At 70.5% G+C, this 10,561-nt stretch carries 10 protein-coding genes; all 10 read left to right on the top strand.

Annotated features, from left to right (window positions below; all coding sequences use genetic code 11):
• The coding region (locus tag AC27VN_RS20525; RefSeq protein ID WP_490877696.1) for a lactonase family protein at nucleotides 1-635 on the top strand (635 nt) is incomplete at its 5' end.
• Entirely contained in the window at nucleotides 632-1,588 is a 957-nt protein-coding gene (locus tag AC27VN_RS20520; RefSeq protein WP_395348616.1) for an ABC transporter permease, read from the top strand. The genes AC27VN_RS20525 and AC27VN_RS20520, both read left to right, overlap by 4 nt.
• Nucleotides 1,589-1,591: 3 nt before the next feature.
• Nucleotides 1,592-2,431: an ABC transporter permease gene (locus tag AC27VN_RS20515; RefSeq protein ID WP_208513985.1), complete on the top strand. Its 840-nt coding sequence runs from the start codon at nucleotides 1,592-1,594 to the stop codon at nucleotides 2,429-2,431.
• Complete coding sequence (locus tag AC27VN_RS20510) at nucleotides 2,431-3,468, top strand: ABC transporter ATP-binding protein (RefSeq protein WP_490877695.1); 1,038 nt, start codon at nucleotides 2,431-2,433, stop codon at nucleotides 3,466-3,468. The genes AC27VN_RS20515 and AC27VN_RS20510 overlap by 1 nt, the downstream gene beginning before the upstream one ends.
• Entirely contained in the window at nucleotides 3,465-4,445 is a 981-nt protein-coding gene (locus AC27VN_RS20505) for an ABC transporter ATP-binding protein (RefSeq protein ID WP_490877694.1), read from the top strand. The genes AC27VN_RS20510 and AC27VN_RS20505 overlap by 4 nt, the downstream gene beginning before the upstream one ends.
• Before the next feature lie 2 nt (nucleotides 4,446-4,447).
• The gene (locus tag AC27VN_RS20500) at nucleotides 4,448-5,749 is read left to right on the top strand and encodes an amino acid deaminase (RefSeq protein WP_431512876.1); all 1,302 of its coding nucleotides are present in this window, start codon (nucleotides 4,448-4,450) and stop codon (nucleotides 5,747-5,749) included.
• 11 nt (nucleotides 5,750-5,760) lie between these two features.
• A complete protein-coding gene (locus AC27VN_RS20495; RefSeq protein WP_093351801.1) occupies nucleotides 5,761-6,672 on the top strand; it encodes a MurR/RpiR family transcriptional regulator in 912 nt (303 codons plus the stop codon).
• A complete protein-coding gene (locus AC27VN_RS20490; protein ID WP_490877693.1) occupies nucleotides 6,669-8,144 on the top strand; it encodes an N-acyl-D-amino-acid deacylase family protein in 1,476 nt (491 codons plus the stop codon). Before AC27VN_RS20495 ends, AC27VN_RS20490 begins: the two co-directional genes overlap by 4 nt.
• Nucleotides 8,145-8,248: 104 nt before the next feature.
• Complete coding sequence (locus AC27VN_RS20485; protein WP_490877692.1) at nucleotides 8,249-9,373, top strand: hypothetical protein; 1,125 nt, start codon at nucleotides 8,249-8,251, stop codon at nucleotides 9,371-9,373.
• A 13-nt stretch (nucleotides 9,374-9,386) separates the two neighbouring features.
• Nucleotides 9,387-10,561: toxic anion resistance protein (locus tag AC27VN_RS20480; protein ID WP_490877691.1), on the top strand; the 1,175-nt coding region annotated here is incomplete at its 3' end.

The raw sequence follows: 10,561 nt of genomic DNA, 5'->3' as shown, positions 1-10,561 counted from the left end.
TCGCCACCTCCGACCACGACGGCCCGCATGCGCACATGGTGCAGGCCGATCCCAAGGGCAACTTCGTGCTCGTGGCCGACCTGGGGCTCGACCGCGTCATCTCCTACCGCTTCGACCGCGCGACCGGCGTGCTGAGCCAGCCCGGCACGGTGGCCGTGTCGGAGAGCTCGGGCGCGCGTCACTTCGTGTTCCATCCGAACGGCCGCTGGTTCTACCTCGTGAACGAGGAGGCCTCGACCATCGCCTTCATGCGCTACGACGACGCCACCGGCGTGCTCGTGCCCGTGAGCGAGACCTCGGCGCTGCCGAAGGGCTTCAAGGGCACCAGCTACGCCTCGGGCATCCGCATGCTGCCCGGCGGCCGGCACTTCGTGTCGCTCAACCGGCTGCACGATTCGATCTCGCTGTTCGCGATCGATGCCCGCACCGGTGCGCCCACGCTGGTGCGCGAGGAATGGACGCGCGGCAACTACCCGCGCAGCTGCACGCTCGACCCGAGCGGGCGCTTCCTCTACGTCTGCCACAACAAGCAGGGCGACAACGTCACGGTCTTCCGCGTGAAGAACGGCGACATCGCGTTCACCGGCCAGTACGTGGCGGTGGGCAGCGCGGCAGCGATCGAGTTCTCGGCATGAAGAAGAACGCCTCGCTTCGCTACATCGCCTCGCGCGCCGGCGGCATGCTCATCGTGCTCGCCATCGTGGCGGTGCTGGTGTTCGTGCTCACGCGCGCCGCCTCGGGCGACCCGGTCTCGGTGCTGCTGGGCGACCAGGCCACCGCGGCCGACATCGCGCGCGTGCAGAAGGAATACGGCCTCGACAAGCCGCTGCCCGTGCAGTTCGGCTACTGGCTGCGCGAGGTGCTGCAGGGCAACCTCGGCACCTCGATCTTCCTGCAGCGCCCGGTCACGCAGGCGCTGTGGGAGCGCGCCGAGCCCACCGCGCTGCTCGCGCTGATGGCGGTGGCCATCGCCGCGCTGATCGGCGTGCCCTGCGGCATCGTCTCGGCCGTGTTCCGCGGCCGCGCGGTCGACCAGCTGTTCACCGGCATCGCGATGCTGGGCGCGAGCATCCCGAGCTTCTGGCTCGGCATCGTGCTGATCCAGATCTTCGCGGTCTCGTTCGGCTGGTTCCCGGTCTCGGGCTACGGCGCGCCCGACGCGGCGCTGGCCGAGCGGCTGCATTCGCTGGTGCTGCCGGCCGCGGTGCTGGGCCTCCTGAACTCCGCGCTCATCATCCGCTTCACGCGCGCCTCGATGCTCGACGTGCTCGGCGAGGACTACGTGCGCACCGCGCGCTCCAAGGGCCTGAGCGAGACGGTGGTGGTGCTCAAGCATGCGCTGCGCAACGCGCTGGTGCCGATCGTCACGGTGATCGGCCTGACGGTGGCGCTGATGATCGGCGGCGCCGTCATCACCGAGACCGTGTTCGGCCTGCCGGGCGTGGGCAACCTCGTGGTCAGCGCGGTGCTGCGGCGCGACTACCCGGTGATCCAGGGCGCGCTGCTGGTGATCGCCGCGATCTACGTGCTCATCAATTTCGCTATCGACCTGCTGTATGCGGTGGTCGATCCGCGCGTAAAGGTCTGAGCCATGCAGATGCCAAGAATGCTGCGCCAACTGATGCACCGCCGCATCGTGATGCTGTCCGCGCTGGTGCTGCTGGCGATCGCCATCCTCGCCATCGGCGCGCCGCTGTTCGCCTCCATCGATCCCAACGACACGGCCGTGCTGCAGCGCCTGAAGGCGCCGAGCGCCGAGCACCTGCTGGGCACCGACGAGCTGGGCCGCGACCTCTATTCGCGCATCGTGCACGGCGCGCGCTACTCGCTGGCGATCGCGGCGCTCACCGCGCTGGGCGCCGTCGTCGCGGGCACCGTGCTGGGCCTGATGGCCGGCTTCTTCCGCCGGCTCGACGCGCCGCTGATGCGCGTGGTCGACGCGATGATGTCCTTCCCCGACATCCTGCTGGCGATCGCGCTGGTGGCGATCCTCGGGCCCTCGCTGATGAACACGGTGCTGGCGCTGGTGCTGGTCTACACGCCGCGCGTGGCGCGGGTGGTGCGGGCCTCCACGCTGGTGGTGCGCGAACTGCTGTTCGTCGAGGCCGTGCGCGCGCTCGGCGTGCGCACCTCGCGCATCCTGTGGCGCCACATCCTGCCGAACCTGATGTCGCCGATCCTGGTGCAGGTCTCGTTCATCTTCGCCTACGCGATCCTGGCCGAGGCGGGGCTGTCCTTCCTCGGCGTCGGCGTGCCGCCCGAGATCCCGACCTGGGGCACCATGGTCGCGGGCAGCCAGCAGTACGCGCACCAGGCCTTCTGGGTGGTGCTGTTCCCGGGGCTCGCGATCATCTTCACCGCGTTGTCGCTGCAGCTGCTCGGCGATGGCGTGCGCGACCTGCTCGACCCCAAACTTAAAAAGACCGCGTGATGACGACCGCCACATCCTCTCCGCGCCTCGTGGTCGACCGCCTGAGCACCAGCTTCCCCACCGAGGACGGCCTGATCCGCTCGGTGGCCGACGTGAGCTTCGCGATCCAGCCCGGCAAGACCACCGCGCTGGTCGGCGAATCGGGCTCGGGCAAGTCGGTCACCAGCCTCACGCTGATGCGCCTGCTGCCCAGGACCGCCAATGCCCAGGTCAGCGGCAGCGCGCGCTTCGTCACGCGCGAAGGCAAGGACGTCGACCTGCTGACCCTGCCCGAGCGCGAGATGCGCGCATTGCGCGGCAACCAGCTCTCGATGATCTTCCAGGAACCGATGACCAGCCTGAACCCGGTGTTCACCATCGGCGAGCAGATCGCCGAGAGCGTGCGGCTGCACAAGGGGCTCGACCGCCAGGCCGCGCTGGCCCATGCGAAGCGCATGCTCGACCTGGTCGAGATCCCGGCCGCGGCGCAGCGCCTCCACGAGTACCCGCACCAGCTCTCGGGCGGCATGCGCCAGCGCGTGATGATCGCGCTGGCCATGGCCTGCGACCCGACGCTGCTGATCGCCGACGAGCCCACCACCGCGCTCGACGTGACCATCCAGGCGCAGATCCTGGTGCTGATGCGCCGGCTGCAGGCCGAGACCGGCATGAGCATCCTGTTCATCACGCACAACCTCGGCGTGGTCGCGCACCATGCCGACGACGTGGTCGTGATGTACGCGGGCCGCGTGGTCGAGAGCGCGCCGGTGCGCCCGCTGTTCGCGCAGCCCGAGCATCCCTACACCCAGGGCCTGCTGGCCTGCCTGCCGGGCAAGGCGCGCCAGCCGGGGCAGCCCAAGCCCAGGCGCCTGTTCGCGATCCGCGGCCAGGTGTCGAGCCCGCTGGCGCCGCCGCCGGGCTGTGCCTTCGAGCCGCGCTGCGACCATGCGCAGGCCGGTTGCGCCACGGCGATGCCGCCGCTGATCGACATCCGCCTGGACCGCCAGGCCCGCTGCACCCGCGTGCAGCCCGACGCCCACTTCGCGAGGCTCGCATGAACGCCGTCGTTTCCCCCCTGATCGAAGTCCGCGGACTCAAGAAGTATTTCGGCAGCGGCGAGCGCCCGGTGCGCGCGGTCGACGACGTGTCGTTCGCGATCCAGCCCGGCGAGACGCTGGGCCTGGTCGGCGAATCGGGCTCGGGCAAGAGCACCATCGGCCGCACCGTGCTGCGCCTGCTCGAGCGCGCCGAGGGCCAGGTGCTCTACCGCGGCGACGACATCGGCGCGCTGTCGGGCGAGCGCATGCGCAAGCTGCGCAGCAAGCTGCAGATCATCTTCCAGGACCCGTACGCGAGCCTGAACCCGAAGATGCGCATCGGCGCGATCCTCGGCGAGGCGCTGGCCACGCACGGCCTGCACAAGGGCGCGGCCGCGCGCGAGCGGCGCATCGCCGAGCTGCTCGAGACCGTGGGCCTGCGCGCCGAGCATGCGAGCCGCTTCCCGCACGAGTTCTCGGGCGGCCAGCGCCAGCGCATCGGCGTGGCGCGCGCGCTCGCGGTGGAGCCCGAGTTCATCGTGGCCGACGAGCCGCTGTCGGCGCTCGACGTGTCGATCCAGTCGCAGGTCATCAACCTGCTGGCCGACCTGCGCGAGCGCCTGGGCCTGACCATGCTGTTCATCTCGCACGACCTCGACGTGGTCGAGTACCTGTGCGACCGCGTGGTGGTGCTGTACCTGGGCAAGGTGATGGAGGTGGCCGAGACCGACGAGCTCTTCACGCGCCCCTCGCACCCCTACACCCAGGCGCTGCTGGCCGCGAGCCCGAAGCCCGATCCCGAGCTCGCCACCGAGCGCATCGCGCTCAAGGGCGACATCCCCAGTCCGATCTCGCCGCCTTCCGGCTGCGTGTTCCGCACGCGCTGCCCGCATGCCATCGAGGCCTGCGCGCAGACCGTGCCGCCGCTCGAGCAGGTTTCGAGCGGACACTACAGCGCCTGCATCCGCAAGGACCTGCTTTCCCCCATCGCCGCATGACCATGACCGACACCGCCGCTCCCTCCTTCGACGACCCGCTGCTGGGCAGCAGCTTCAAGGGCTATCCGCGCACCCAGGCGCCGCGCCGGCGCAGCGAGATCGGCGCCGCGGGCTGGAACGTGCTCGCGGGCGACCTGCCGCTGCCGCTGGCCGTGCTCAAGCGCGAGGCGCTCGAGCACAACCTGGCCTGGATGCAGGCGCGCGTGCGCGAATGGGGCATCGACCTCGCGCCGCACGGCAAGACCACCATGTCGCCGCAGCTGTTCCAGCGCCAGCTGAACGCCGGCGCCTGGGGCCTGACCTTCGCCACCGTGACCCAGCTCGCGGTGGGCGTGGCCGCCGGCGCGCGCCGCACCCTGATCGCCAACCAGGTGGTGAGCGACGAGGACCTGGCCGGCATCCAGCTGCTGCTGCGCGACCATGCGGGCCTGCGCATCGTGTTCCTGGTCGATTCGCTGGCGCAGCTCGCGCTGATCGAGGACTGGGCGCGCCGCCACCCGAACAGCGTGCCCTTCGAGGTCATGCTCGAGATCGGCGTCGCGGGCGCGCGCACCGGCTGCCGCACGCATGAAGAGGCGGTGGCGCTCGCCACGCGGCTGCGCGCGAGCGACGCGGTGCGGCTGGTGGGCATCGAGACCTACGAAGGGCAGGGCGCCACCGGCGCCAGCGAGCCCGACGCGGCCTATGCCGCGACCCTGATGGACCGCGTGGAAGCCGTGGCGCGCCATTGCGACACGCAGCAGCTGTTCGAGACCGACGAGGTGCTGGTCTCGGCCGGCGGCTCGGCGATCTTCGACCTCGTGGCCGGGCGACTCAAGCCCGCGCTGGCGTCGCCGGTGCGCGGCCTGCTGCGCTCGGGCTGCTATGTCACGCACGACCATGGCTTCTACAAGCGCATGGTCAGCGCGGTCGACGAGCGCCTGGGCTGCGATTGCGGCGAGAGCCTGGTGCCCGCGATGGAAGTCTGGGCCACGGTGCAGTCGCGGCCCGAACCCGGCCTCGCGATCCTGGCCGTGGGCAAGCGCGACATCTCCTTCGACCTCTCGCTGCCGGTGCCGATCGCGCGCGCGGCGCGCGGCGTGCTGGCGCCCGAGGCCGTGCCCGCGGGCTGGAAGATCACCGCGCTCAACGACCAGCATGCCTACCTGCGCTGGGAGGCCGACGAGGAGGCGCGCGCGCCGGCCGTCGGCGACCGCGTGGGCCTGGGCATCTCGCATCCCTGCACCACCTTCGACAAGTGGCACTGGATGCCCGTGGTCGAGAACGACTACCGCGTGAGCGACGCGGTGGCGATGCACTTCTGACCGCGCGGCCGATGACTCCCTCGCTGCTCCAGAAGATCGCGCAGACCCGCGAGGGCGCGCCCGCCACGCGGCGCGCGATCCTCGACCTGATCCTCGAGGACCCCGACCGGGTGCTCGAGGAGAGCTTCGAATCGCTGGCCGAGCGCTCCGGCAGCTCGGTGCCGACCATCATGCGCACCTGCCGCGACCTCGGCTTCGCGGGCCTGCGCGAGTTCAAGCTCGCGCTGGCGCAGGAGCTCGCGCTCGGCGGCTCGCCGCTGCACCGCCGCGTCAACATCGAGGACGCCGCCGACGAGGTGGTGTCGAAGATCGCGCGCAGCGCGGCCGCCTCGGTCTCGGGCGTGCGCGGCCAGCTCGACATGCAGGTGCTCGACGGCGCCGTCTCGGCCATCGCGGCCGCGCCGCACGTCGACCTGTACGGCGCCGGCGCCACCTCGTGGTTCATGGCCAACGACCTGCAGGCGCGGCTGTTCCGGCTCGGCCTGTCGGCCAATGCCTGGGCCGACTACCACCTGCAGCAGGTGGCCGGCGCCGCGCAGCGCCCGGGCGGCGTGGTGATCGCGATCTCGCACGTGGGCGGCATGCCCTCGCTGCTCGACGCGGTCGACATCGCGCGCGGGCAGGGCGCCAAGGTGGTCGCGCTCACGCGGCCCGGCACCGCGCTCGCGGCCAAGGCCGATTTCCTGCTCGGGCTCTCGGTGCCCGACGACGCCGTGATGCACGTGGGCATCGATGCCTACCTGACGCACCTCACGGCGATCGAGATCCTCACGGTGCTGGTCGCGCAACGGCGCGGCGAGCCGGCGGTGCAGCGCCTGCAGCGCGCGCGCGAAGCCTTCCAGCGCCACGGCATCGACGCCACCACGCACCCGCTGCAGAGCTGGGACGGCGGCGGCATCAACGAGAAAGGACACCGGTCGTGAGCGCTCCCCAAGCCGTGCTGCTCGAGGCCGGCCTCGTGGTCGACGGCTCGGGCGGCCCCTCGTGGCCCGGCGACGTGCTGCTGCGTGGCGACCGCATCCTCGCGCTCGGCGAGGGCCTGCGCGCGCGCCTGCCCGAGGGCCTCGAGCCGGCCGATGTCGAGGTCGTCGACTGTCGCGCCAAGGTGATCGCGCCGGGCTTCATCGACGCCCACACGCACGACGACGCGATCGTGCTGCGCGACCCGCTGTGCCTGCCCAAGGTGTCGCAGGGCATCACCACCGTGGTCACGGGCAACTGCGGCATCTCGCTCGCGCCCTACCGCACGCCGCAGTCGAAGCCGCCGCTCACGCTGCTGGGCGCCGATTCGTTCCGCCACGCGAGCATGGCCGAGTACCGCGCCGCGGTCGACGCCACGCAGCCCGCGCTCAACGTGGCCGCGCTGGTGGGCCACACCACCCTGCGCTTCGCGGCCATGGAGGCGCTCGACCGGCCCGCGAACGCCGACGAGCTCGCGCGCATGGAAGCATTGCTCGATGCCTGCATGGCCGAGGGCGCGCACGGCATGTCCTCGGGCCTGTTCTATGAAGAAGCCTTCGCCGCGCCCGCCGAGGAGGTGACCGCGCTCGCGCGCGTGGTCGCGCGCCACGGCGGCGTGTATGCCACCCACCTGCGCAGCGAGATGCAGCAGATCGTCGAGGCGCTGCACGAGGCCGGCGACTCGGCCTTCGCCGCGGGCGTGCCGCTGGTGATCTCGCACCACAAGTGCGCCGGGCCCGCGAACTGGGGCCGCACCAAGGAGACGCTGCCGCTGATCGAGTCGCTCGCGCAGCGCCAGAAGATCGCGATGGACGTCTACCCCTACGTCGCCGGTTCCACCGTGCTGCGCGAGGACCTGGTCGACGGCGTGATCGACGTGCTGCTGACCTGGTCCGACCCGCATCCCGAGATGACCGGCCGGCTGGTGTCGGACATCGCGCGCGAATGGGGCGTGAGCGAGCAGGAGGCCTGCCTGCGGCTGAAGCCCGGCGGTGCCTGCTACTTCCAGATGCAGGAAGAGGACGTGGAGCGCGTGATCGCGCATCCGCTGACCATGATCGGCAGCGACGGCCTGCCGCACGACCGCCATCCGCATCCGCGGCTGTGGGGTGCGTTCCCGCGCGTGTTCGCGCGCTACTGGCGCGAGCGCCGGCTGTTCACGCTCGAGCAGGCGGTGCACAAGATGACCGGCATGAGCGCGCGCAACCTGCGCATCGCCGAGCGCGGCCTGCTGCGCGCGGGCCACATGGCCGACGTGGTGGTGTTCGATCCCGAGACCATCGCCGACACCGCCACCTACGACCGGCCCAAGGGCCTGAGCCTGGGCATCGAGCGCGTGTTCGTGAACGGCGTGCTGGCCTATCGCGGCGGCGCGACGGTCGACGAGGCGCGCGTGCTGGCGCGCGCGGGGCGCATGCTGACGCGCGGCACCTGAGCGCGGCGGTCGCCCCGCGGCTGTCATCGGACTGTCACGAACCGTCATATTGCGTGGCTAGGATGTTCCTCGAACCCCGATGAAGGGGCCGAGGAGCAGCACCGTTGGAAATCCGCAAACTGATCGCGCCGGCGCTGGCCGTGGTCCTGCTGGCCGCGGTCGCGGGCGGCGTCTGGTATTCGAACCAGCGCGTGCGCGACGACACGACGGCCGGCAACGCCGCGCGGATCGAGCAGGCGCGCCATGTGGCGCTGCGCGGGCTGATCGGTTCCGAGAAGGAATCGTTCTTCGCCGACGAGCGCGTGCAGCAGGCGCTGGCCGCGCAGGGCATCACGGTCACGGTGGAGAAGGCCGGCTCGCGCACCATCGCCGAGCGCTACGACGCCGGCAAGTTCGACTTCGGTTTTCCCTCGGGCGCGCCGGCCGCGCAGCGGCTCAAGGAGCTCGCGAAGGCGCCCAATGTCTACAACCCCTTCTACACGCCGATCGTGCTCGCGAGCTGGCGGCCGATCGCCGAGATCCTGATCGCCAACGGCGTGGCCGAGAAGCAGGGCGACTTCTACTACGTGGTCGACCTGCCGAAGCTGATGGCGATGATCGAGAAGGGCACGCGCTGGAAGGAGCTCAAGGCCAGCGCCGCGTTCTCCACCAGCAAGTCGCTGCTGATCAATTCGACCGACGTGCGCACCTCCAATTCGGCGGCGATGTACCTCGCGCTGGCGAGCTACCTCGCGAACGGCCAGCAGATCGTGCAGAGCCAGCAGGACGTGGACCGCGTGCTGCCGACGGTGGCGCCGCTGTTCCTGCGCCAGGGCTTCCAGGAGCAGTCCTCGGCCGGCCCGTTCGAGGACTACCTCGCGCTCGGCATGGGCAAGGCGCCGCTGCTGGTGGCCTACGAATCGCAGCTGGTGGAGTTCTGGCTCAAGCATCCCGACCGGCTGCGCGGCGACATGGTGCTGCTCTATCCGCGGCCCACGGTCTATTCGAAGCACGTGCTGGTGCCCTACACGCCGGGCGGCGCGCGCCTGGGCGCGGCGCTGGAGAACGATCCCAAGCTGCGCGAGCTCGCGCACGAATACGGTTTTCGCACCGGTGGCGATGCCAAGGGGCCGGAGAACTGGGCCGGCCGCGGCGTCAAGGTGCCCGACGTGCTGGTCGACGTGATCGACCCGCCCAGCTTCGAATGGCTCGAACGCATGACCACCGCCATCGAAGGCCGCTTCAAGTGAACCCGAGGAACCCATGAACACTTCCCGTCCCGAGTCCTCTCCCGCCACCGCGGTCGCCGTTGCCGCGCCCGACGTGCTGCAGCCGCCGCAGTCCTTCGTGCTCGAGCCGCCGGCGCCCGTCGCGCCGGTACCGGTCGAATCCGCCAGCGGGCGAGTGCGGCTCAAGCCAGAGGAGGTCGGCGAGCTCGATGCGCAGGTCGATCGCTTCATCGACGACATCACCGCGCACGACAGCCAGCATCCGCAGTTCAAGGAAGCGGTGGCGCGCATCCACTCGATGGGCAGCAAGGAGATCGAAGCCTCGGCCTCGGTCTCCAACCGCATGCTCGAACGCCCGGTGGGCTCGCTGCGCAACGGGCTGTTCGGCCAGGGCTCGCAGATCGGCCAGTCGCTGATCGACCTGCGCCACCAGGTCGAGGACCTCGATCCCTCGAAGCAGGGCGACCTGTTCTCGGCGCGCAAGCTGCTGGGCCTGATCCCGCTGGGCAACAAGCTGGTCGCCTACTTCGAGCGCTACCAGTCCTCGCAGTCGCACCTCAACGCGATCATCGAGTCGCTCAAGCGCGGCAAGGACGAGCTGCTGCGCGACAACGCGGCCATCGAGCAGGAGAAGGTCAACCTCTGGACGCTGATGGAGCGGCTCGAGAAGTACGTGCACATCGGCAAGGCGCTCGACGCGCGCCTCGATGCCAAGGCGCGCGAGTTCGACGCCACCGATCCCGAGAAGGCGCGCGTGGTGCGCGAGGAGATGCTGTTCTACGCGCGCCAGAAGGTCACCGACCTGCTGACGCAGCTCGCGGTCAACATCCAGGGCTACCTGGCGCTCGACATGATCCGCAAGAACAACCTCGAGCTGACCAAGGGCGTGGACCGCGCCACCACCACCACGGTGTCGGCGCTTCGCACCGCGGTGATCGTGGCGCAGGCGCTGGCCAACCAGAAGCTGGTGCTCGACCAGATCGGCGCGCTCAACGCCACCACCGGCAACCTGATCGCCACCACCAGCGAGCTGCTGCGCGAGCAGACAAGCCAGATCCACCAGCAGGCGGCCTCGGGCACGATCGAGATCGCCAAGCTGCAGCAGGCCTTCGCCAACATTTACCAGACCATGGACGCGATCGCCGACTTCAAGCTCAAGGCGCTCGACTCGATGCAGACCACGGTCGACACGCTGAGCGACGAGGTGGC

Source organism: Variovorax sp. 20P10.2.4 (assembly GCF_058244205.1).
Note: the sequence above shows the minus strand (reverse complement) of the source record. Positions and strands in the feature narration are given on the sequence as shown.